The organism is Pseudomonas sp. LG1E9, assembly GCF_003290225.1.
GTDB lineage: Bacteria > Pseudomonadota > Gammaproteobacteria > Pseudomonadales > Pseudomonadaceae > Aquipseudomonas > Aquipseudomonas cyclaminis.
The window spans coordinates 4,137,572-4,159,968 of sequence record NZ_CP029983.1; the positions used below are offsets into that span (position 1 = coordinate 4,137,572).

Here is a 22,397-nt window from a genome sequence, read left to right on the forward strand (position 1 = left end):
ACCTTATCGTGCGGTGAGCACGCTGCGCACCCGTAGCGTCAGGGCTTCGGGACTGTAGGGCTTGCTCAGCAGATGAATGTCGGGGCTCAGCAGGTGGTTGCTGGAGAGGATGTCGCGGGTGTGGCCGGAGGTGAACAGCACCGGCACTGGAGGGGTTTGTGCGCGGGCCCACGCGGCCAGATCGGTGCTTTTAACGCGACCGGGCATGACCACGTCGGTAAAAATCAGCTCGGGTTGCAGGCCGGTTTTAAGCTTCAACATGGCCTGGTCGCCATCCTCGGCGGTGATGACCGTATAGCCCGATTGTTCGAGCACATCCACCACGGTCAGGCGCACGCCTTCGTTGTCTTCGACCACCAGGATGGTTTCCTGGCCGCCGACCGATTCGACCGGCTCGACTGACGCCTCAAGGCATTCGTCGCCCAGGCAGCGCGGGAAGTACAACTGCACCACGGTGCCCTGGCCTTCTTCGCTGCGGACGTCGACATGGCCACCGCTTTGGCGCACAAAGCCGAACACCATGCTCAAGCCCAGGCCGGTGCCGTGGCCGTCGCGCTTGGTGGTGAAGAACGGCTCGAACACCTTGGCCTGGATCGCCGGCGGCATGCCCACGCCGGTATCGGTGACCGCCAGGCGCACATATTCGCCGGGACTGATGCTTTTGCCGATGCAATCGCCAGGGTTAAGGATGATGTTTTCGCCACTGATGCGGATCACGCCCTCGCCTTTCATGGCATCGCGGGCATTGATCGCCAGGTTGAGCAGCGCATTTTCCAACTGGTTGCGGTCGACGTTGATGTGCCAGGAATCCTGGGGCAATTGCACATCGATATGAATGGTTTCACCCAGCGCACGCTGCAACAGTTCGCCAAGGCCAGCATAGATGCGTTGCGGGTTGTACACCGCCGGCGACAACGGCTGGCGCCGGGCAAAGGCCAGCAACTGCGCCGACAATTTGGCCCCGCGCTCCACCGCCGCAATGGCCGCGCTGACGCGGCGCTGCACCTGGGCGTTGTCCGGCTCATGGCGGGCCAGCAGGTGCAGGTTGCCGGCGATCACTTGCAGCAGGTTATTGAAGTCGTGGGCCACGCCGCCGGTGAGGCCGCCGATGGCTTCGAGCTTTTGCGATTGGCGCAACTGGTCCTCGGCAGCGGAGCGGGCCTGCACTTCAGCGGCCACCCGTTGTTCGAGGTTATGGGTAAGTTCCTGGCGCACCTGTTCAGACTTCACCAGTTCGGTGGTCTCGACCACAATCGCCAGCACCCCGGCCGGCTGCTGGTTATCGCCGGCGACGGGGCTGTAATACAAGTCCAGCCACACCGTTTCCGGCTGGCCATTGCGCAGCAGCACCAGGTCTTTGTTATTGAACGACAGAGTGCCGCCAGCCAGGCAGGTGTCCACCACGTGGCGGTTGAAGTCGGCCACTTCCGGCCAGCCCAGCTCCACCGGCGTGCCCAGCAGGTATGGGTGCCGGCCACCGGCAAACGCCGAATAGCTGTCGTTGTAGATCATGTAACCGGCCCGCCCCCACAACATCACCATGGGTACCGGCGACGCGAGCATCATCTGCACGGTGCAGGCCAGGCTGGTGGACCACTGGTCAATGGGGCCAAGGTCGGTGGTCGACCAATCGAACGTACGAATACGCTGGGCCATTTCACCGGCCCAACCGTCACAGCCATGGGGGTTGGATAGAAATTGCATGGTTCGGCTCAGTGCAGAAGAGAGGACAGTCGCCATTTTTGGAGCTTACACGGCGCAGATGGTTTCATCTGGTATAAATTTGGGAGCACCTCAGTGAAAATCCCGGCTGCGCACCTGCATGCCGTCCAGCAATGGCGTGAGGTCGGTGAGGCGCCCGGCAATCAGGTGCCGCACTTCGCCGACCGCTTCCCAGCGCCCGTCCACCTTGAGCAGCCGTGACCCCACCAGCGCCTGGCGCTGACGTTCGGCCAGGTCGCGCCAGACCACCACATTGAGGTTGCCGAACTCGTCCTCCAGGGTCACAAAGGTCACACCGCTGGCGGTACCTGGGCGCTGCCGCCCCGTGACCAACCCCGCGACACTCACATTGCGCCCATGCTCCACCGCCATCAGCTCGCGGGAACTGCGACAACGCCGCTGGCGCAATTCCTCGCGCAACAACGCCAGCGGATGTGGGCCGAGGGTGGTACCGACGGTGGCGTAATCGGCCTGCACGTCTTCGCCGACCGTCGGCGCGGGCAACGCGACCACAGCTTCGTCGGGGCTGGGCAGCCCGGCGAACAGCCCCAACTGTTTGTGCACCCCCGCCACGTCCCAGCGCGCCTGGTGCCGGTTGCCGGCCAAGGCGCGCAAGGCGCCGGCGTCGGCCAGCAAGGCCTGGGCGCGGGCATCCAACCCGGCGCGCTCGTCCAGGTCGGCAATATCGCTGAACTGCTGGCGTTGGCGCGCAGCCTCGATGCGTCGCCCATCCTCCTCACGAAACCCCGCGATCATGCGCAAGCCCATGCGGATCGCCGGTTGCTGGCCGTCGATGGGTTCCAGGCTGCAATCCCAGTCGCTGGCCTGCACATCCACCGGGCGAGTCTGCAAGCGATGGCGCCGTGCGTCCTGCAGGATCTGGTCCGGGCTGTAGAACCCCATGGGCCAACTGTTGATCAGCGCACAGGCAAATGCCGCGGGCTCGTGGCATTTGAGCCAGCAACTGGCGTAGGTCAGCAAGGCGAAACTGGCCGCGTGGGACTCGGGAAAGCCATAGCTGCCAAAACCCTTGATCTGCTCGAAAATCTGCGCGGCAAACTCTTCGGTGTAGCCGTTTTTCAGCATGCCGGTGCGCAAGCGCGCCTGATGCGGCTCCAGGCCGCCGTGACGTTTCCACGCGGCCATGGAACGGCGCAGCTGGTCGGCCTCGCCAGGACCGTAGTCGGCGGCGACCATGGCGATCTGCATCACTTGCTCCTGGAACAATGGAATGCCCAAGGTGCGCTCCAGCACCGTTTTCAATTCCGGCGATGGATAAGTGGTGGGCTGTTCCTTGTTACGCCGTCGTAGATACGGATGCACCATGCCGCCCTGGATCGGCCCAGGCCGGACGATAGCGACCTCGATCACCAGATCATAAAAAGTCTGCGGCTTGAGCCGGGGCAACATCGACATCTGCGCCCGCGACTCGATCTGGAACACGCCGATGGTGTCGGCCTTGCTGATCATCGCGTAGGTGGCCGGGTCTTCCTTGGGGATCGTCGCCAGCGCCAGGTCGAGGTTGCGATGGCGGCGCAGCAGATCGAAGCAGCGGCGGAGCGCACTGAGCATGCCCAAGGCGAGGATATCCACCTTGAGCAGGCCCACGGCATCCAGATCGTCCTTGTCCCATTGAATGATGGTGCGCTCGGCCATGGCCGCGTTTTCCACCGGCACCAGGGTGTCCAGCGGGTATTCGGAAATCACGAAACCGCCAGGGTGCTGGGACAGGTGCCGGGGAAAGCCGATCAGTTGCCGGGTGAGCGTGAGCACCCGGCGCAGGATCGGGCTGTCCGGGTCGAAGCCGCCTTCACGCAGGCGTTCCAGCGGCGGCGCATCGTCACTCCAGCGCCCGCAGCAGTCGGCCAGCGCGTTGATCTGGTCCGGCGGCAACCCGAGGGCCTTGGCCACATCGCGCACTGCGCCGGCGGCGTGGTAGCTGCTGACCACCGCCGTCAGCGCCGCACGGGTGCGGCCATAGCGCTGGAACACGTACTGCAACACTTCTTCGCGGCGTTCGTGTTCGAAGTCCACGTCGATATCCGGCGGCTCGTTGCGTTCGCGGGACAGGAAGCGCTCGAACAACATATTCGTCAGGCTCGGGTTGATCTCGGTGATACCCAAGGCAAAACACACCGCCGAGTTGGCCGCCGAACCACGGCCCTGGCACAGGATCGAGCGGCTGCGGGCGAAACGCACAATGTCATGCACGGTGAGGAAGTAGCTTTCGTAGCCCAGCTCGCTGATCAGTTCCAGTTCGTTGTTGATCTGCTGCAAGGTCTTGGCGTCGATACCGTGAGGCCAGCGCAGGGCGATGCCTTCTTCGGTAACGGCGCGCAGCCAGGATTTGGCGTCATGCCCTGCGGGCACCAGCTCTCGCGGGTAGTGATAACGCAACTGGCCGAGGTCGAAGGTGCAGCGGCGGGCGATGGCCAGGGTTTCATCAAGCAAGGCTTGGGGGTACAGCGCACTCAGGGCCTCAAGACTGCGCAGATGCCGCTCGCCATTGGGGTGCAGGCGCGTACCGGCTTCGGCCACCGGGACGTGATGGCGGATGGCGGTCATGGTGTCTTGCAGGGCGCGGCGGCCGCGCGCATGCATATGCACATCGCCGCAGGCCACTGCCGGGATATCCAGGCTGGCGGCCAGGCGCAGGCGCTGCTCCAGATAGCGCGCATCGTCCTGGCCGCAATGCAGGTGCACCGCCAGCCACAGGCGCTCGGCGAAGGTGCGGCGCAGCCATTGAATCGAGGCCTGGGTGTCGCTGTCGTCGGCGACCCAGAGCGCCAGCAGGCCATTGAGGGGTTGATCGAAGTCCTCGTGCAGCAGGCGATAGTGGCCTTTTTCGGCACGCCGTCGCGCCAGGGTGATCAAGCGGCATAGTTGCTGGTAGCCGCTGAGGTTTTCCACCAGCAGCACCAGTTTCGGGCCGTTTTCGATGCGCACTTCGCTGCCGATAATCAGCGGTAACTCCACCGCCTTCGCCGCCTGCCAGGCCCGCACGATGCCCGACAAGGTGCATTCATCGGTGATCGCCAACGCGCTGTAGCCCTGGCGTTTGGCCCGCTCGAACAACTCCAGTGCACTGGACGCGCCGCGCTGAAAACTGAAGTTGGACAGGCAATGCAGCTCGGCGTAGCTCATGCAAACCAGCCTTGCAGCCACAAGCCATCGCCCTGCCCCACGCTGCGATAGGCCCAGCCACGCTGGCCGGCGCGGGTCTGGATCAGGTAATAGTCGCGGCGGATATCGGCGCCGTCCCACCAGCCGGACTCGATACGTTCCGGGCCCATCAGGATCTGCACGCCCTGCTCGGCCAGCAAGGTGGGTGCGCTGAGCAGCCAGCCGGGGCGTTGCGCCTTGTTCAAGGTCTGGCATGGGCGACTGTCAGCGGTGGCTTGCCAGGCGCACTCCGGGCGGTGGTCGGCATGAAAACGCAGGCCTTGCACGGCCTCATCCCCCAAGCGTGCGCGCAGGCGTTCGCGCAGTTGCTCCCAGGGCAGGGTCTGTTGCGGGCGGTCGTCGAACAGGTCCTGGCGCTGCGGCACAAACACCGGCAGGTCCTGGGCCACCAGGCGAAAGCCGCGCACCGGTGCGCTGACTTGCACCTGCTCCAGGCGCCCACGGGCCAGTTCGAACAGCATCGCCGGTTCGCGCTCGGCGCTGAGCAGGCCGACCTTGATCACGCTGTCGGGGATCTGGGCGTGTTCCAGGTGCAGGTCGAAACGCTGCACACCACTGTCGCGTCCGCAGAGGAAGGCGGATAGATCACCGGTCAAGCGTCGCAGCGGGAACAGCAGCGCCTGGTGGGACTGCACGTCGAAATTCAATTCGATGCGCGCATCGAACTGGTCCGGCGGCTGGTAAAACCCCAGGGCCAGCGGGCGTTGCCCCGTCAATGCATCCAGGTGTTTGAGCAGGCCGGCATCAAACCGTCGCGCCAGGGTGTGCCGGGGCAAGGCTTGCACTTGGGCCAGGGTACGCAGGCCCATGCGTGACAAGGCGATAGCAGCCTGAGGTTCAAGGCCGGCGCGGTCGATGGGCAGCGGTGCCAGGGCCTGCATCAACGCCTCATCGTCGATGGCCATGCCATCATAGATATTGGCCAGCACCCGCGCCGCCGCCGGGTTGGGCGCGGCGACGATGCGGTGACGAAAGCCCAGTTCGGTCAACTCCTTGCGCAAGCGCGCTTCAAACTGCGGCCAGGGCCCGAACAGGCCCAGGCTCGATTCGATCTCGAACAGCAACGCACGCGGGTAATGCACACTGACCTGGGAGCTGAAGCGATAGGCCCAGGCTGCCAGGAACTGCTGCCAGCGTTCGATTTCCACGGGGTCGTATTCGGCGCTGGCAAAGGTCTTGGCCAGGGCATGGGCCGCCGTCAGGGAAAGGCCCGGACGCAGGCCCAAGGCGCGGGCAGCCTCGTTGACGGTTTGCAGCACGCGCCGCTGCGGCGTACCGGCCAGCAGTGCGAGGGGTTGGTCGGGCTCGGGGTGCACACGCTGCACCCCGTCCAGCGCCAATTGCGGGAAGACAATACACACCCAGCGCATGGCAACCTCAATGCCCGGCCAGCGCAATCGGCGCCGGATGGGCCAAGCCGCCACGGCACTTGATCACCCGCACTTGCGCGGGTTTTGCCTCGACCGCCAGACGCAGGGCCGCAGGCGATGCGTTGATCGCCTCACTCAAGGCGCGCCAGGCAAACGCCAGGGTCTGGCCGGTTTCCGCCGCCACCTGCAAGCGCCGCAACGCCCGGTCATCGGCCTTGCGCGGCCAGCACAGCACCGCGCCGCAACTGCCGGAGCGCAGGCACTGCTCCACGGCCCACAGCGCATCGCGCTCCTCGGCCTGGATCACCGAGAGCTGACGCACATCCACGCCGGCGTTCTGCCACGCGTGGGGATACGGCGTGTAGGGCGGCGCCACCAGCACAATCCGCTCCCCCGCCTTTGACAAGCGTGCCAGGGTCGGCAGCACCAGTTGCAGTTCGCCGATGCCCTCCTTGGCCATAAGGATTTCACTCAAGGCCGATTCCGGCCAGCCGCCGCTGGGCAGCACCGCATCCAGCGCAGCCAGCCCGGTGGGATGAACACTGGCCGCAGGCGCGACCGGCCGGCCCTTCCAGACGCGACCGCCATTGAACAGCGCATCCAGGGCAACGACGGCACCCATCAGCCTTGCCTCACCAGGCCGCAGAACACCCCTTCGATGGCCAGGTCCTGGTCAGGGCCCACCACGATGGGTTGATACGCGGGGTTGCGCGGCAGCAGGCGCACGCGGTCGCCACTGCGTTCGAAACGCTTGATGGTGACTTCGCCATCCAGGCGCGCCACCACGATCTGCCCGTTCAACGCCTCGGCACTGCGGCGTACGCCGACCAGGTCGCCGTCGAGGATACCGTCTTCGATCATCGAATCGCCCTGCACGCGCAGCAGGTAATCGGGGGGTTTCGCGAAGGTGCCTGGGTCGAGTTGCAGGCGGCTGTGCACTTCGGCATCGGCGCCGATGGGCAGGCCGGCGGCGACTCGGCCGAGCACGGGCACGTCCAGCCATTCTGGGCGCGCGGGTTGGTTGAGCAGGCGAATACCGCGCGCCTGGTTGGGGTTGACCTCGATGAAGCCGGCTTCGGTCAGGGCCACGACGTGTTTACGCGCGACGCTGCGGGAGGCGAAGCCGAACGCCTCGGCGATCTCGGCGAGGCTGGGGGGCTGGCCTTGTTGCGCGATGCGGTCGCGGATGAAGGTCAGGATGGCGGTGCGGCGGGGGGTCAGGGTTGTCATGGAGTACATTTGTACTCTTGTGGGAAATTTCTTACAAGAGCCGGTAGTCGGGCTGGGTTGGGTTGGGTTGGGTTGGGTTGGGGACATATCCGTTATTTGAGTAATGGCTGATATTGGTTCCGCCCTTACGGCGGGTCACTTTGGAAAAGAGCCCCAAAGTAACCAAAGGGCTCTTGCCCCAACACTCGGCACCTCGCCTAGGCTCGGTGTGCCCTCACTCCGGCTTGAATCCGTGGGCCGCCGCGATGGGCCATCCTTGGCCCAGCGCGGCTAACCCGGCGTCCTGCCGGGTTACCCACGGATTCAAGCCTGCGTTCGGCCAGCGTGTTTAACGGGGCGCCTAAGATCAAGATCAAAAGCGCAGATCAAAAGACCGCTGACTTCGTCAGCGAAAAGGATGTAAGAGCCAGATCAAAAGCAGATCCAAAGCAGGCTGAGATCTATCTGATATATGGAGATCGAAATGTGGGAGGGGCGGTGCGACGATTCGACTTGCCCCCGATGGGGGAGTGTCAGCTGATGCAGCTGTGACTGATCCACAGCTATCGAGGGCAAGCCCTCTCCCACATTTTTAACCCAGTACATCCGACACAACACCGGTCGGCTCTAAGGCCGCCGCGCTCTTGCTTTTGATCGGGAATCGCCCCGTCAACCACGCTGGCCGGAATTCGATATTGATTTGGGGGGTAAACCGGCAGGGATGCCGGTTTAGCCGCCCTGCGCCATGGATGGCGCGTGGCGGCGGCCCCCCAAATCAATGTCGGATTCCGGGCATGCCGAGCCTAGGCGAGGCACCGAGTGGTGGGGCGAAGACCTTTTGCTTACTTTTGGGTCTTTCCAAAAGTGAGCCGCCGTAAGGGCGGAACCATAAGCCGCCGTAACCGCAGCAACGGATATGTACTCAACCAATCAGCCAATCAACCAACCCCACCCGCCATATGCTCCGCAATCCTCATCCTCAACCACCGCTCCGCCGGATCATTGTCATGCACCCCACTCCACACCATCGACAACTCCGCCGCATCAATCGCAAACGGCGGATCCTCCGCCCGTAACGTGGTGCCCTCGGTCAACGCACACGCCGCATAATCCGGCACGGTCGCAATGATCTGCGTCCCCGCCAACAACGCGCGCAACCCGCTGAATTGCGGCACCGCCAGCACCACCCGCCGTGCGCGGCCGATGCGGGCCAGGTCCAGGTCGATGTTGCCGCTCAGGTCCCCGGAGAACGACACCATCGCATGGGGCCGCTCGCAGTAATCATCCAGTGTCAGCGGTGCCACCCCATCATCCCCACGCAATACCTTGCACGGAATATCCCGCAGTTTCTTGCGCTTGGCATTCGCCGGCAGTTCGGTGGTGTAGCTCACTCCCACGGAAATCTCGCCGCTGGCCAGCAACGCAGACATCAGCAGGTAATTGGCACGGCGTACCACCACGATGATGCCGGGGGCTTCTTCGCGGAGCTGGCTGAGCAACGGCGGAAACAGGCCGAATTCGGCGTCGTCGGACAAACCGATGCGGAACACCGCACAGCTGGTGGAAGGGTCGAAATCCTTGGCGCGGCTGACCGCGCCGGAGATGGTGTCCATAGCCGGTTGCAGCTCCTTGAGGATCGCCAGGGCGCGTGGCGTGGGTTCCATGCCTCGTCCGTTGCGCAGCAGCAATGGGTCGTCAAACAGGTCGCGCAACCGGCCCAACGCCGCACTCACCGCCGGTTGGCCCATGAAGAGTTTTTCGGCGACCCGGGTCAGGTTCTTCTCGAACATCAGCGCCTCGAAAATCACCAGCAGGTTCATGTCGACGCGGCGCAGGTCGTTGCGGTTCATGGCGATATCCAAACGGTTGGCAGACTGCCAGCTAAGCACGCAAAACACTGGCTTGATTGCATGCCTGTGCTGTCTTTTCGGTGACTGCACCTGACGAAATTAACAACGATTAACTCGTCAGCCAGACGGTCCGGCAACAAGATTGACGCCATCTACACTGCACCCATTCACCGGGAACGCTCCCATCGACTGCGGATATTCGTCATGGCCCGAACCGAGCACTGCGCTCCTCGCTTATCCGCCACCGGCGGCCTATGCCCCCGGCGCGAGCGTATCGCCAAGCAATTGATCCTCGCCAACCTCGGCGAAAGCCTGGCGATTGCCGACCTGGCCCAGGCCTGCGCGTTGTCGCGCAGCCATTTTTCCCGTGCATTCAAGTGCACCACCGGGCTGTCGCCCCAGGAATGGATACGCCTGCAACGCATCCAGCGGGCCAAGGAATTAATCACGCAATCGTCCCTGAGCCTGACCCAGATCAGCCTGGAATGCGGGTTCTGCGACCAGGCGCATTTCTGCCACATGTTCACTCGCAGCGTAGGCGTCAACCCGATGACCTGGCGAAACCACCAACTGCGTCACAAGCCTCAAGAGATCGCTGCCTAGTGGTCTGCACGCACCTGGAATATGCTGGCCGCTTACTTTCTCCAGAGCATGGCCACCCATGAGTGACCCACGCGATCAGGCCGTGCACTTCGGGCCCTACCGTATCCACCCGCGCCAGCGCCTGGTGCTGGAGGCCGGTCGCCCGTTGCGCCTGGGGCGGCGGGCCGTGGATATCCTGCTGATTCTGTTGGAGCAGGCCGGCAATGTGGTGAGCAAACAGGAACTGATTGCCCGGGTCTGGCCCAAAAGCGTGGTGGAAGACGGCAACCTGCGGGTGCATATGGCGGCGTTGCGCAAGGCGCTGGGCGATGGCCAGGCCGGGCAGCGCTATATCGTCACGGTGGCCCAGCGTGGCTACAGTTTTGTCGCGCCACTGAGCATCGAGCCAATGAGCCTACCCACCGAAGGCGCGCCCCAACGCCCCTGCCACAACCTGCCGCTGCGCCGCACCCGCATGCTCGGCCGCCAGGCGCTGATCGACACGTTGGTGCAGCATTTGCCCGAGCAACGCTTTATCACCCTGACCGGCGCTGGCGGCATCGGCAAGACCACCGTGGCGTTGCGCGTGGCGGAATTGTTGATCGGGCATTACCGCGACGGTATCCGGCTGCTGGACCTGGCGCCCCTCAGCGCGCCGTCGATGATCTTGCCCAACCTCGCGGCCCTGCTCGACGTGACCCATACCGAGCACGAACCGTTGGCCACCTTCGCGCGCCGCCTGCAAGAGCACCAAGTGCTGCTGGTGATCGACAACTGCGAGCACCTGCTGGACGACATCGCGCTGATCAGCGAAACCCTGCTGCGCCACGCGCCCAAACTGCACATCCTGGCCACCAGCCGCGAAGCCTTGCGCGCCGAAGGCGAGTCGGTGCAACGCCTGCAACCCCTGGCCTGCCCGCCCGCCACTGGCAACCGCGCCCAGGCATTGGGCTATCCGGCCCTGCAACTGCTGATCGAGCGCGCCATGTCCCATCAGGACAGCTTCGCACTCAGCGAAGCCGAACTGCCTCTGGCGATTGATATCTGCCAGCGCCTGGACGGCATTCCCCTGGCGATTGAATTAGTGGCAGCGCAGATCGAGCGCTTCGGCCTGCCGGGGTTGCTGGTGCAGATGGAGGACAATTTTCGCCTGCTCACCCGTGGCCGGCGCAGCGCCCTGCCCCGGCATCAAACCTTGCGCGCGACCCTGGATTGGAGCTTCGACCTGCTCACGGCGTGCGAGCAAATCTGCCTGCGCCGTCTCGCGGTGTTCCGGGGCGGTTTCAGCCTGGCCAGCGCGGCGGCGGTGATTGCCGGGGAGCAGATCGCACCGGCCGAAGTGCTCGGTTCGATCACTCAACTGGTCGCCAAATCCTTGCTCAATGTAGAGCCCGGCGATGAAGAGATGGTCTACCGTCTGCTGGATATCACCCGCACCTACGCCCTGGAAAAACTCAGTGTCGCCAACGAGCTCGACGCCACCCGTGAACGCCACGCCAACCGCTGCCTGGCGTTGATGGACCAGGCGCAGGACGATTGGGAGCTGATCGCGACCCAGTCGTGGATCGACCGCTATGCCCCGCTGCGCGAAGACATCCGTGCCGCCCTCGATTGGGGCCTGGGCGACCAGGGCGTGCACTTGCTGGGCATTCGTCTCACGGTCAGCGCCATGCCGTTATGGCAGGAGCTGTCGCTGCTGCGTGAGCATGGCCTTTACGTGGGCAAAGCCCTGGCGCGGCTGGCGCAATCGAGTGCGCCGAGCCAGCGCTTGCACATGGCGTTGCAGCTGGCTTTCGGCAGTTTTTCCTATCATGCCCAAGGGGGGACGTCGCAGACGATCGAAGCCTTTGCCTGTGCACGGCGCCTGGCTGAAGCGGACAAAAACCTGACTGGCCAATTGCGTGCGGTGTCAGGGCAAATGGCGGTCAGCCTGTGCGGCGGCAATTACCGCGAGGCCTTGAAGCAAAGCCTGCATTTCGATCAATTGGGGCCGCACGCCGCACCGCTGCTGGACCTCAGCGCCCAGCGCCTGAGAGTGCTGGCGCAGCACTTCGCCGGCCACCAGGCACTGGCGCAGCACAATGCCGAGCAGGTGATCCAGCGCATGGCCCAGAGCGGCCATCTCAATCGGTTTACCCATGGTTTTGGCGTGCAGTACGACCAGAGCGTGGCGTCGCTGACCATCCTCGCGCGTATCCTGTGGCTGCGTGGTTTTCCCGAACAGGCATGGCGCACCGCAAGCCAGGCACTGGCGCTGGCGTTGCAGATCAACCACGGCACGTCGATCTGCTACACCCTGGCCCTGGCCGGAGTGGTGATCGCCCAGTACAACGGCGACACCGTTGTGGCCCGCGATCAGCTGGACCTGCTGTTGCAGCAGGCGCAAAAACACTCGGTTCCGTTGTTCCACGCCTGGGCGCAGTGCTACGAGGGCACGATGCAGATTGCCGAAGTGCAGGGGCTGGGGTTGGTCGAGGACATCCTGGTGACCTTCAATGCCATCGCGGTGAATGACACTCTGTTCGAGCGCGCCAGAAGCGGTGCGGCCGGCTGGTGCACTCCGGAGATTCTGCGCGTGCGCGCCCAGCACATGGCCGATGCACAGGCAGCCGAAACCTTGCTGCTTGAAGCCCTGGGCCTGGCGCACCAGCAAGGCGCGCTGGCTTGGGAATTGCGATGCGCGGACAGCCTGGCGCGGCTGTGGCGCACCCAAGGCCGTGTGCCGGCCGCCCGCGACCTGCTGGGTGGCGTCTATGCGCGGTTTACCGAGGGCTTCGCTACCCAGGATCTAATCCGCGTACGCCGCCTGCTCGACGAGTTGCAAGACAAACGGCCGGCCTGAAAACGGCCCCAGGTAATGCCCATAACCCTGTTGCAAACGCGCCACCTGCTGCGGGTCGCGCAGGAGTGCCAAGGCATAACTGCGCACACTGTTGAGCAGGCGATAGCGCGGGTATCCGGGGCCGGGTTCAAGGTTCAGCAGCGAGGTGTCGACCAACCGCGTCAGCAAGTAAGTCAGGTCGGCATGCTCCAGTTCTGTGCCGGCCACCAGCTCACTCAAGGTGGGCAAGGTCACCGCCATCTTGAACAGGCTCATTTGCAGAAACAGCCAGCGTTCCGGCAGGCAGAGGCGCTGGTAGGTCCAATCCAGCGCGGCGCTCAGGGATTGGTGGCGCTCCACCGCCGTACGACGACCCCGCGTGAGAACCTGCAAGCCCCGGCACACTTGCATCTGCACACCGCGCACACCGAGGGCATCCACTTGGGCAGCGGCCAGTTCTAGGGCCAGGGGAATACCGTCGAGGCGCCGGCAGATATCCCGCAACGGAGCCAGGTCAGGGTCTCGCAATACAAAGCCCTGTTGACCGGCGCACGCCCGCGCGACGAACAGTTGCACGGCGGGAAACGCCATTGCCTGCTCGACACTGCCCAGTGCCGACGGAGCCAGCACACCCAGTGGGGGCACACGCTGCACCCATTCGCCGGGGGCCTTCAAAACTTCACGACTGCTGACCAGCACGCTGACCTGGGGCGCGTTTTCGTGCAGCACACGCAGCAGATGTCGACAGGCGCCAAGCAGCAAGTCGGCGCCATCGAGTACCAGTAGCAATTGCCGGGAAACCAGTTGGCGGCACAGCTCAGTGGCGCTGCCGCTGGGTTCCAGGTGCAATGCCGTGGCCAGGTGGCGCAGCATCATCAACGGCGACTCGACGGTGGCCAGGTCGACCCACCACACCCCGTCGCGGTAGCGCGGCAATACACGCTCGGCCAGGGCCAGGGCCAAGGTACTTTTGCCCACGCCGGCGCACCCGGTGAGGGTCATCAGGCGCTGTCCGGACAAACGCCGCACCAGCACCCCCAGCAGTTCATCCCGCCCCATCACCGGGCTGAGCCGCGCAGCCAGGTTGTGCCGGGGCAGCACCGCCGCAGCCACACCCTGCACGGGCGCGGCAAAGCAATAGCCGCGCTGGGGATCATTGAGGATGAAGCGTTGCCCGTCGAGGGCACGGCGCAGCGCGGCGATGTGTACCCGCAGGTTGTTCTCTTCCACCACGCTGTGCGGCCAGACCCGTTCGATCAGAATGGCCTTGCTGACAAACTGCCCAGGCGCCTCCAGCAGCACCGCGAGGATATCCAGCGCACGCCCGCCCAACGGCACCGGCCAACCCGCCTTGCTCACCAGCCGCTGCTGCCGGTGAAAGGCATAGGCACCGAAGCGCACCGTGCTATCCGCGTCCATCGCCTGAGGGTCGTTCATGTCTGCAATCGCGCTGAAACACCCGGCCTTGGGCGTTCGCGCATCCTTTTCCGTGGGCTCGACGCTATTCTTGCCAGCTACCCATGACAGGACAATGCTGGCACAGGGAGCGATACGGACAATCGGGTGTGCGAGACGGACATCCTGTCGTTAACTGAACTGCTGTCGGTATTGGGTAGGGTTAAGGCCGAGTTTTTCACTGAATAAAAAGCGCATGTGCCGCACGCTGCCGAAGCCTGCGTGAAACGCCACAGTCTTGAGCGGCAGGTCGGTGGTTTCCAGCAATTGCCGGGCACGGTCGATGCGCGCCCCTTGCAGGAAGGCCATGGGCGTCATCTGCACGTCCTTGGCAAACAGCCGGGCAAAGTGGCGCGCACTCATGCCGGCCAACGCGGCCATGGACTCGATGGTGAACGGCTGTTCCAAGTGTGCAAGCACGTGGTTCTGCACGCGGGTGATCGCAGTTTCCTGAGGCGCCACGGCGGCCGTCATCGGGCTGAACTGCGCCTGGCCGCCCTGGCGTTTCATCACCACCAGCAGCACCTTGGCCACCTCCACGGCCACCTGCTTGCCATGGTCCTGGGCAACGATGGACAGCGCCAGGTCGATACCGGCCGTGACCCCGCCCGAGGTAATCAACCGCCCGTCCTGCAGGTAGATGCGGTCGGTCTCGACGATGGCCTTGGGGAACGCTTTAATCAGTCGCTCGGTGTAGTGCCAGTGGGTGGTCACGCGGTGCTCGTCCAGCAACCCGGCGTGGCCCAGCACAAAGGCGCCAGTGCAGATCGAGCCGAAGCGCCGCGCCCGGGGCGCCGCCGCCTTGAGCCAAGGCAGCAGCGCCGGATGGCATTCGTTATAGGCACCGGGGCCGCCGGGCACCAGCAAGAGGTCATAGGCGCCGTTTGCGTGTTCCAGCAACAGGTCGGTCTGCACCACCACGCCATTGGATGCACGCAACGGGCCGGGTTCGGTGCCGATGGTAAGGATCTGATAATGCGCCGCCGCCGGCAGGTAGCGGTTGGCGATGGAAAACACTTCGAGCGGCCCGGCCATGTCGAGCAGGAGGAAGTCCGGGAACAGCGCCATGGCCACGGTTTTCATACAAGAAGGATCCATCGAGGGGAAGAAAGCGGGAGGCATTATGGCATGCCTTTGACTGTCAATCTAAGAGAGACAGTTATTCAGATTTCAGCTTCTTAATGAATATTTCAGTAACCAGTAACCTTCTTCTCAACGCAAGCGCCCTGCATCTCGCAGCCAGCGCCCACTTGAGGACATCACCATGCTGACCCTACGCAAAGCTTCCGAACGCGGCGCCGCCAATCACGGTTGGTTGAAGTCGTTCCACACCTTCTCGTTCGCCAACTACTGGAACCCCAACGAGCAGGGTTTTTCCGACCTGTTGGTGATCAACGATGACCGCGTCGCCGCAGGCAAAGGTTTCGGCCAGCACCCACACCGCGACATGGAAATTTTCTCTTATGTGCTCGAAGGCGCCCTGGAACACAAGGACACCCTGGGCACCGGCTCGGTGATCCGCCCTGGCGACGTGCAACTGATGAGTGCCGGCAGCGGCGTGGCCCACAGCGAGTTCAACCACAGCCAAAGCCGTGGTGTGCACTTCCTGCAAATCTGGATCGTGCCCGCCGTGGCCGGCGCCGAACCGCGCTATCAACAAGAGCACTTCAGCGAGGCACAGAAACGCGGGCGCCTGCAGTTGATCATCTCGCCGGACGGCAGCGACGGTTCGCTGACCGTGCGCCAAGACGCCAGGGTTTACGCAGGTCTGTTCAACGGTACCGAAGCCGCAACCCTCGACCTGCCGCCGGATCGCCACGTGTACATCCACGTGGCCCGGGGCAGCGTGGAGATCAACGGCCAGCGCTTGCAGGAAGGCGACGGTGCCCGACTGCGTGACGAGCAGCATATTCACGTCAGCCAAGGCCAGGATGCCGAAGTGCTGGTATTCGACTTGCGCCCCCAGGAACTGCCGCAGATGCCTTGACGGGCCTGGCGATGGCCCTTCGAAACGGACCATCGCTGGCATCGATAGTCACCATCAGCGCAATGAAGTTCTCTAAAAAAATGCAACGCGTAACATCAAACCCATACCAGGCAACACCCAAACTTAAACACTCGGAGCACACCCTCATGAAACGCCAAATCTTGCTTAGCCTCGCTTTCTCGGTACTCGCTGCAAACGCATTTGCCCACCCTGTTGTTGCTGAAGGCGGTTCGGATCGCTTGATGGAAAACCGTGTGGCTGAAGGCGGTTCGGACCGTCTGTTGGAACGCCGTGTTGCCGAAGGCGGTTCGGATCGTCTGATGGAAAACCGTGTGGCTGAAGGTGGTTCGGACCGCCTGATGGAAAACCGTGTGGCTGAAGGTGGTTCGGATCGCCTGATGGAAAACCGTGTGGCTGAAGGTGGTTCGGACCGCCTGATGGAAAACCGTGTGGCTGAAGGCGGTTCGGATCGTCTGATGGAAAACCGTGTGGCTGAAGGTGGTTCGGATCGCCTGATGGAAAACCGTGTTGCCGAAGGCGGTTCGGATCGCCTGATGGAAAACCACGTATAACCCTCTCTGTTCGAGGGGCACCCCAAACCGGCCTGATCAGCCGGTTTTTTTTCGTCTGTTCAATTGTGCACTCAACCAGCAAACGCTTGGACGCGCCTGGCTGCAGACCTGAATAATGTTATTTGCTGATATATAACGTATATATAATTCATAATTTTAATAATTAGGATAGAACCAAACGGCATTTTACAGCGGCTGTCGCGCCCCCTACCTTGGACGAGCATGACCGACCCCCTGCCCGGCGGAGGTACACACTCCCTACTCGACAAGGACAGACCATGAGCATCGAATTCATCGGCTATATCGGCGGCCACCATGCATCCGAAATCCACCCACGCAGCGGTCCGACCCTGCAACCGGACTACGTGGAAACCGTGGCCCGCGCCCACGAAGAGGCCGGTTTCGACCGCGCTCTGGTGGCCTTCCATTCCAACAGCCCGGACAGCACGCTGATCGCCTCCCATGCGGCCAGCGTCACTGAAAAGCTGCAATTCCTGATCGCCCACCGCCCCGGTTTCGCCCAGCCCACCCTCGCAGCGCGCCAGTTCGCCACCCTGGATGTGTTCAACGGCGGGCGCACCGCCGTGCATATCATCACCGGTGGCGACGACCGCGAACTGCGCGCCGATGGCAGCCACATTGGCAAGGACGAACGCTACGCACGCACCGACGAGTACCTGAGCGTAGTGCGCCAGGAATGGACCCGCGAACAGCCCTTCGATTTCGCCGGCACCTACTATCAGGTCGAAGGCGCGCACTCCAGCGTGAAGTCGCCGCAGCAGCCGCATATTCCGCTGTACTTTGGGGGTTCTTCCAAGGCCGCGATTGAAGTGGCCGGCAAGCATGCCGACGTGTACGCACTGTGGGGCGAAACCTACGAGCAAGTGCGCGAGACCGTGACCCAGGTTCGGGCCGAAGCGGCCAAACATGGCCGCACGATTCGCTTCAGCCTGTCGCTGCGACCGATCCTCGCCGAGACCGAAGAACTGGCGTGGGCGCGTGCTGACAGTATCTTGCAGCAAGCCACGGCACTGGCCGAACAGAACGGTTTTGTACGCCGCGAACCGCCGAATGAAGGCTCGCGCCGGTTGCTCGCGGCAGCGGCGCAAGGCTCAAGGTTGGATAAGCGTTTGTGGACAGGCATTGCGGGGTTGCTGGGCGCGCAGGGTAACTCCACGTCGTTGGTGGGCACCGCCGAACAGGTGGCAGAAGCGTTAGTGGATTATTACGACCTGGGTATCACCACGTTCCTGATCCGTGGGTTTGATCCGCTCAATGATGCGATTGAGTACGGCAAGCAATTGATCCCCCTCACCCGCCAACTGATTGCTGAACGCGAACAGGCCAAACAGGTCGCGTAAGCGGGAACACTACAAAACCAATGTGGGAGGAGGCTTGCTCCCACATTCTTCATTTGGCTCGGGATCAGTTCTTGTAGTCGGTATCCGTACGCTCCAACTGCCGAATCAATGCATTCCAATGCCGCGCCACGCCCGGGCCTTCACCGCTGCTATGCGCCTTGGCCTGCTCTTCTACCTTCGCCACCACCTCCTGTGGCGGAAAGACCAACTCCGCATTCCCCGCCGCCTGCGCCGCAATCTGGATATTGCACGCGCGCTCCAACCCTTGCAGTTGCTGGAAGGCATGTTCGACGCTGATGCCCGCCGTCAACAGCCCATGGTTACGCAAGATCATCACACTCTTGTCGCCCAAATCCGCCACCAGCCGCTCGCGCTCGTCCAGGTCGAGGGCGATGCCTTCGTAGCCGTGGTACGCCACACGCCCGGAAAAGGCGATGGAGTGCTGGGAAATCGGCAACAGGCCGTCCTTCTGCGCCGACACCGCAATACCGTCGCGAGTATGAGTGTGCAACACCGCTTGCAGATCATGGCGTGCGCCGTGGATGGCGCTGTGGATCACGTAACCGGCGTAGTTGATACCGAGGCCGGTAGGATCGTCGACGATGGTGCCGTCGAGGTCGACCTTGACCAGGTTGGAAGCGTTGATTTCATCGAACAACAGGCCAAAGGCATTGATCAGGAAATGCTCCTCCGGGCCCGGTACACGGGCGGAGAAGTGGGTGTAGATATGGTCAGTCCACTTGTACAAGGCCGCCAGGCGGTAGGCGGCGGCCAGTTTGACGCGCACGTCCCACTCTTCTGGCGTGACGCGTTGACGAACGTTGTTGGAAACGCTGGAAATCGAGGTGACGCTGCTCATGGCAAAACTTCCTGGATGGCCTTAAAGACTTCCAGGCAAGCCTAGGGGATGCTCAAAAATAATAAAAAGCACATTTTAATCTAAGCTAATTATTATTTTTTTTCATATCAAGCGGCGTCTCGAATCTTGTGCAACGACGCAGCCACCCACTTGCCAAACGCATCCACCGGCCCCTGCAGGTTGCCCAGGAAGTGCGGATAGATCAGCCACAAATCCATCACCGGCTTGAAGTCCTTGAGCGGCATCACCGCCAGTTGCTCACGGTGCGCACTGCGTTCCAGCAGCGGGCGCGGCACCAGGCCCAAGCCCAACCCATCGGCGACCAATCCCAATTGCAACTCAGTGCCGAACGTCTCCAGGTTGACCCGCAGCGCCAAGCCCTGGTCAGACAAGGTGCGCTGCAGGCCAGCGCGGAACCCGCAGCCGTCCGGATTGAGGATCCAACCATTCTGGTACACATCCGCGAGCTTGCACGGCTTCTTCGGCAACTGCGCCTTGGCGCACACCACCACCAGTTCCATCTTGCCGATGGACTCGCCAACGATGTTGTCCGGGAATATCTTGCCCGCCGGGAACAACGCCGCCGCCGCATCCAGCTCGCCGCGTTCGATCTTGCCAACCAACTGGCTGCCCCAGCCGGTCGCGACCTGGGCGCGCAGCTCGGGGTACTCGCTGCGCAGCAGCTTCAGCGCGTCCAGCAGCACCACATCACCGATGGTCTGCGGTACGCCCAGGCGCAGTACGCCAGTGGGGGGAGCGTCGGTGGCGACCAGTTCACGCAACGCATCCATCTCGCGCAGGATCAACCGGCATTGTTCATACACGCGGGTGCCGATCAGCGTCGGCTTGAGGGGTTTGGTGTTGCGGTCGAACAGCTCTACCCCCAGCGCCTGCTCGAAGTTCTGCACGCGGCGGGTAATGGCCGGCTGGGTCAGTTGCAACGACTCGGCGGCATGGCTGATGGACTGGCAACGAATCACTTCGACAAAGGCATCGATATCGTCAATTTTCATTTGGGCCGCACATAGAGAACAGTCATTAAGATGTGTGCGAAGCATAGTTGCAGGAACGTTATCTGAATAGCCCAGGCTGTGATCGATAACGTCTAACGCTATTCAGACCGGTTCTAAATTACCTTCAGCTATAAGCTAATCATTAAAAAATAGCATATTAACTATAAACATTATGCTTAGATAAACCCATCAACACCGACTGATGGAATTGTCATGACCCAGGCCCGACACCCCGAGAGACTCAGAGCCTTTATTGGCGCCCTGGCGGAACTGATCGACGGCAATCCCCGTGAAGGTGACCTGCTGCACCGTGGCGGCAAGCTGCTCGCGCAACTGGTCAGCCATGATGACTGGCTCCCCGATGAATTCGCCCAACCCAACCCGGAGCGTTACCAGCAGTTCCTGCTGCATGCCGATTCGCGCCAGCGCTTCAGCATTGTCAGTTTTGTATGGGGACCGGGGCAAACCACGCCGATTCATGACCACCGGGTATGGGGGCTGATCGGCATGTTGCGCGGCGCGGAGTTTTCCCAAGGTTTTGAACGCGCCCCCGACGGCAGCCTGGTCGCCGAAGGCAAGCCCATTGAGCTGCTGCCAGGCCAGGTCGAGGCGGTGTCGCCCAAGGTCGGCGATATCCATCAGGTGAGCAACGCCCACAGCGACCAAGTGTCCATCAGCATTCACGTGTACGGCGCCAATATCGGCGCGGTACGCCGCGCGGTGTACCAGCCTGACGGCAGCGAGAAACTGTTTATCTCCGGTTATTCCAACGCCTACCTCCCGAAGATCTGGGATTTGTCCAAAGAAAAGAGCCCTGCCCTATGAGCACCGTACCGACCCGCAGTTTCGCGCAGATTCGCCAGGCCCTGTTGGACCATGCGGAAGTCGCCCTGATCGACGTGCGCGAAGAAGCGCCGTTTGCTGAATCCCACCCGTTGTTCGCCGCGAATATCCCGCTGTCCAAACTGGAACTGGAGGTGTTTGCGCGCATCCCACGGCGCGATACCCAGGTCACCGTCTACGACAACGGTGAAGGGCTGGCCGTGCGCGCCGCCGAGCGCCTGGCTGCATTGGGCTACACCCAGGTCAGCCTGCTCGACGGCGGCCTCGACGGTTGGCGCAGCGCCGGCGGCGAGTTGTTTATCGACGTGAACGTGCCGAGCAAGGCCTTTGGCGAGTTGGTAGAGAGTGAGCGGCACACGCCGTCCCTGGCCGCCGAAGAAGTGCAGGCCCTGCTCGACAGCCAGGCAGACGTGGTGGTGCTCGACGCCCGCCGTTTCGACGAATACCAGACCATGAGCATCCCCACCAGCATCAGCGTGCCCGGTGCCGAACTGGTGCTGCGCGCCCGTGAACTGGCGCCGGACCCGGCCACGCGCATCATCGTCAACTGCGCCGGGCGCACCCGCAGCATCATCGGCACCCAGTCGCTGATCAACGCGGGCGTGGCCAACCCGGTGTCGGCGCTGCGCAACGGCACCATCGGCTGGACCCTGGCCGGTCAGAAGCTCGCCCATGACCAGTCGCGCCGCTTTGCGCCGACGTCGGAAGAACACCGCCACATCGCTGCCCAGGACGCCCGCCGCGTCGCCGACAAGGCCCGCGTCGGCCGCGCCACCCTCGGCGACCTGCAACGCTGGCAGCAGGAGCCGAGCCGCACCACCTACCTGTTCGATGTGCGCACCCCGGAAGAATTCGACGCCGGCCACCTGCCCGGCGCACGCTCCACGCCGGGCGGCCAATTGGTCCAGGAAACCGATCACGTGGCCAGTGTGCGTGGCGCACGGCTGGTGCTGGCCGATGACGACGGCGTGCGCGCCAATATGTCCGCGTCCTGGCTTGCCCAACTGGGCTGGGAGGTGCACGTACTGGACGACCTGCAGACGGCGCACTTCAGCGAAAAAGGCGCCTGGGTCGCCCCGGTGCCCACGCCGCCCCAGGCCGAACTGATCAGCCCCCACACCCTCGCCGACTGGCTGGCCCACGGCGACACCCTGGTGCTGGACTTCACCGCCAGCGCCAACTACGTCAAACGCCACATCCCCGGCGCCTGGTGGGCCCTGCGTGCACAACTGCCCGACGCCCTCGCAAAAGTACCGACCGCCGAGCGCTATGTGCTGACCTGCGGCAGCAGCCAACTGGCGCGCCTGGCGGTGGCCGAAGTCGAAGCCATTACCGGCAGGCAAGTGTTCCTGCTGCAAGACGGCACCGCGGGCTGGATCAACGCGCAACTGCCCCTGGAAGAAGGCGAAACCCACCTGGCCTCCCCGCGCATCGACCGCTACCGCCGACCCTATGAAGGCACCGACAACCCCAAGGAAGCCATGCAGGCGTATCTGGATTGGGAGTTTGGGCTGGTGGACCAACTGGCCCGCGACGGTACGCATGGGTTCTATGTGATCTGATCACTTTT

17 protein-coding genes are annotated in these 22,397 nt (G+C 63.2%); 7 read left to right on the forward strand and 10 right to left on the reverse strand.

Annotated elements, in window-relative coordinates; genetic code table 11:
• Positions 1-3 precede the first annotated feature (3 nt).
• The 6 genes from DNK50_RS18735 to DNK50_RS18760 all read right to left on the reverse strand — a co-directional run bounded on the left by DNK50_RS18735 (position 4) and on the right by DNK50_RS18760 (position 9,334).
• Positions 4-1,704 carry an ATP-binding protein gene (locus DNK50_RS18735; RefSeq protein WP_112195719.1) on the reverse strand — a complete coding sequence of 567 codons (1,701 nt, stop codon included), beginning with the start codon at positions 1,702-1,704 and terminating at the stop codon, positions 4-6.
• Between the two features lie 90 nt (positions 1,705-1,794).
• The gene (locus DNK50_RS18740; protein ID WP_218565068.1) at positions 1,795-4,887 is read right to left on the reverse strand and encodes an error-prone DNA polymerase; all 3,093 of its coding nucleotides are present in this window, start codon (positions 4,885-4,887) and stop codon (positions 1,795-1,797) included.
• Positions 4,863-6,275, reverse strand: coding sequence for a DNA polymerase Y family protein (locus DNK50_RS18745; protein ID WP_112195723.1), 1,413 nt, complete (start codon positions 6,273-6,275; stop codon positions 4,863-4,865). The genes DNK50_RS18740 and DNK50_RS18745 overlap by 25 nt, the downstream gene beginning before the upstream one ends.
• A gap of 7 nt (positions 6,276-6,282) precedes the next feature.
• Complete coding sequence (gene imuA / locus DNK50_RS18750; RefSeq protein WP_099583175.1) at positions 6,283-6,897, reverse strand: translesion DNA synthesis-associated protein ImuA; 615 nt, start codon at positions 6,895-6,897, stop codon at positions 6,283-6,285.
• Positions 6,897-7,514, reverse strand: coding sequence for a transcriptional repressor LexA (gene lexA / locus DNK50_RS18755; RefSeq protein WP_112195725.1), 618 nt, complete (start codon positions 7,512-7,514; stop codon positions 6,897-6,899). The genes imuA and lexA overlap by 1 nt, the downstream gene beginning before the upstream one ends.
• A gap of 908 nt (positions 7,515-8,422) precedes the next feature.
• Positions 8,423-9,334, reverse strand: a complete 912-nt coding sequence (locus tag DNK50_RS18760; protein ID WP_112195727.1) for a LysR family transcriptional regulator — start codon at positions 9,332-9,334, stop codon at positions 8,423-8,425.
• Positions 9,335-9,538: 204 nt separating this feature from the next.
• Between DNK50_RS18760 and DNK50_RS18765 the strand changes: the two genes are divergently transcribed.
• Positions 9,539-9,937 carry a helix-turn-helix domain-containing protein gene (locus DNK50_RS18765; RefSeq protein ID WP_099586840.1) on the forward strand — a complete coding sequence of 133 codons (399 nt, stop codon included), beginning with the start codon at positions 9,539-9,541 and terminating at the stop codon, positions 9,935-9,937.
• 58 nt (positions 9,938-9,995) lie between these two features.
• Positions 9,996-12,758 carry a winged helix-turn-helix domain-containing protein gene (locus tag DNK50_RS18770; RefSeq protein WP_112195729.1) on the forward strand — a complete coding sequence of 921 codons (2,763 nt, stop codon included), beginning with the start codon at positions 9,996-9,998 and terminating at the stop codon, positions 12,756-12,758.
• On the opposite strand, the gene DNK50_RS18775 is transcribed toward DNK50_RS18770, so the two are convergent.
• Both DNK50_RS18775 and DNK50_RS18780 read right to left on the reverse strand, forming a co-directional pair.
• Positions 12,705-14,174 (reverse strand): winged helix-turn-helix domain-containing protein, encoded by a 1,470-nt coding sequence (locus DNK50_RS18775; RefSeq protein WP_112195731.1) that lies wholly within the window; start codon positions 14,172-14,174, stop codon positions 12,705-12,707. The genes DNK50_RS18770 and DNK50_RS18775 overlap by 54 nt on opposite strands.
• A gap of 150 nt (positions 14,175-14,324) precedes the next feature.
• Positions 14,325-15,275 (reverse strand): GlxA family transcriptional regulator, encoded by a 951-nt coding sequence (locus DNK50_RS18780; protein WP_112195733.1) that lies wholly within the window; start codon positions 15,273-15,275, stop codon positions 14,325-14,327.
• Between the two features lie 181 nt (positions 15,276-15,456).
• Here DNK50_RS18780 and DNK50_RS18785 point away from each other — a divergent pair, with 181 nt between their 5' ends.
• The 3 genes from DNK50_RS18785 (at position 15,457) to DNK50_RS18800 (ending at position 18,112) form a co-directional block, all read left to right on the forward strand.
• A complete protein-coding gene (locus DNK50_RS18785) occupies positions 15,457-16,179 on the forward strand; it encodes a pirin family protein (RefSeq protein ID WP_112195735.1) in 723 nt (240 codons plus the stop codon).
• 146 nt (positions 16,180-16,325) lie between these two features.
• Entirely contained in the window at positions 16,326-16,751 is a 426-nt protein-coding gene (locus DNK50_RS18795; RefSeq protein ID WP_112195737.1) for a phage infection protein, read from the forward strand.
• Positions 16,752-17,029: 278 nt separating this feature from the next.
• Positions 17,030-18,112: an LLM class flavin-dependent oxidoreductase gene (locus tag DNK50_RS18800; protein WP_099586868.1), complete on the forward strand. Its 1,083-nt coding sequence runs from the start codon at positions 17,030-17,032 to the stop codon at positions 18,110-18,112.
• A gap of 64 nt (positions 18,113-18,176) precedes the next feature.
• On the opposite strand, the gene DNK50_RS18805 is transcribed toward DNK50_RS18800, so the two are convergent.
• Positions 18,177-18,971 (reverse strand): class II aldolase/adducin family protein, encoded by a 795-nt coding sequence (locus DNK50_RS18805; protein ID WP_099586869.1) that lies wholly within the window; start codon positions 18,969-18,971, stop codon positions 18,177-18,179.
• Positions 18,972-19,078: 107 nt separating this feature from the next.
• On the reverse strand, positions 19,079-19,984 hold the full coding sequence (locus tag DNK50_RS18810) for a LysR family transcriptional regulator (RefSeq protein ID WP_099586870.1): 906 nt from the start codon (positions 19,982-19,984) through the stop codon (positions 19,079-19,081).
• Between the two features lie 213 nt (positions 19,985-20,197).
• Between DNK50_RS18810 and DNK50_RS18815 the strand changes: the two genes are divergently transcribed.
• Positions 20,198-20,809, forward strand: coding sequence for a cysteine dioxygenase (locus DNK50_RS18815; protein WP_112195739.1), 612 nt, complete (start codon positions 20,198-20,200; stop codon positions 20,807-20,809).
• Positions 20,806-22,389: a rhodanese-related sulfurtransferase gene (locus DNK50_RS18820; RefSeq protein ID WP_112195741.1), complete on the forward strand. Its 1,584-nt coding sequence runs from the start codon at positions 20,806-20,808 to the stop codon at positions 22,387-22,389. The genes DNK50_RS18815 and DNK50_RS18820 overlap by 4 nt, the downstream gene beginning before the upstream one ends.
• Positions 22,390-22,397: the final 8 nt, after the last annotated feature.

Bases quoted from the DNA above. Each gene is read 5' to 3' on its own strand.
- DNK50_RS18735 (WP_112195719.1), bottom strand. From the start codon at position 1,704: ATGCAATTTCTATCCAACCCCCATGGCTGTGACGGTTGGGCCGGTGAA.
- DNK50_RS18745 (WP_112195723.1), bottom strand. From the start codon at position 6,275: ATGCGCTGGGTGTGTATTGTCTTCCCGCAATTGGCGCTGGACGGGGTG.
- imuA (WP_099583175.1), bottom strand. From the start codon at position 6,897: ATGGGTGCCGTCGTTGCCCTGGATGCGCTGTTCAATGGCGGTCGCGTC.
- lexA (WP_112195725.1), bottom strand. From the start codon at position 7,514: ATGTACTCCATGACAACCCTGACCCCCCGCCGCACCGCCATCCTGACC.
- DNK50_RS18760 (WP_112195727.1), bottom strand. From the start codon at position 9,334: ATGAACCGCAACGACCTGCGCCGCGTCGACATGAACCTGCTGGTGATT.
- DNK50_RS18765 (WP_099586840.1), top strand. From the start codon at position 9,539: ATGGCCCGAACCGAGCACTGCGCTCCTCGCTTATCCGCCACCGGCGGC.
- DNK50_RS18770 (WP_112195729.1), top strand. From the start codon at position 9,996: ATGAGTGACCCACGCGATCAGGCCGTGCACTTCGGGCCCTACCGTATC.
- DNK50_RS18775 (WP_112195731.1), bottom strand. From the start codon at position 14,174: ATGAACGACCCTCAGGCGATGGACGCGGATAGCACGGTGCGCTTCGGT.
- DNK50_RS18780 (WP_112195733.1), bottom strand. From the start codon at position 15,275: ATGAAAACCGTGGCCATGGCGCTGTTCCCGGACTTCCTCCTGCTCGAC.
- DNK50_RS18785 (WP_112195735.1), top strand. From the start codon at position 15,457: ATGCTGACCCTACGCAAAGCTTCCGAACGCGGCGCCGCCAATCACGGT.
- DNK50_RS18795 (WP_112195737.1), top strand. From the start codon at position 16,326: ATGAAACGCCAAATCTTGCTTAGCCTCGCTTTCTCGGTACTCGCTGCA.
- DNK50_RS18800 (WP_099586868.1), top strand. From the start codon at position 17,030: ATGAGCATCGAATTCATCGGCTATATCGGCGGCCACCATGCATCCGAA.
- DNK50_RS18805 (WP_099586869.1), bottom strand. From the start codon at position 18,971: ATGAGCAGCGTCACCTCGATTTCCAGCGTTTCCAACAACGTTCGTCAA.
- DNK50_RS18810 (WP_099586870.1), bottom strand. From the start codon at position 19,984: ATGAAAATTGACGATATCGATGCCTTTGTCGAAGTGATTCGTTGCCAG.
- DNK50_RS18815 (WP_112195739.1), top strand. From the start codon at position 20,198: ATGACCCAGGCCCGACACCCCGAGAGACTCAGAGCCTTTATTGGCGCC.
- DNK50_RS18820 (WP_112195741.1), top strand. From the start codon at position 20,806: ATGAGCACCGTACCGACCCGCAGTTTCGCGCAGATTCGCCAGGCCCTG.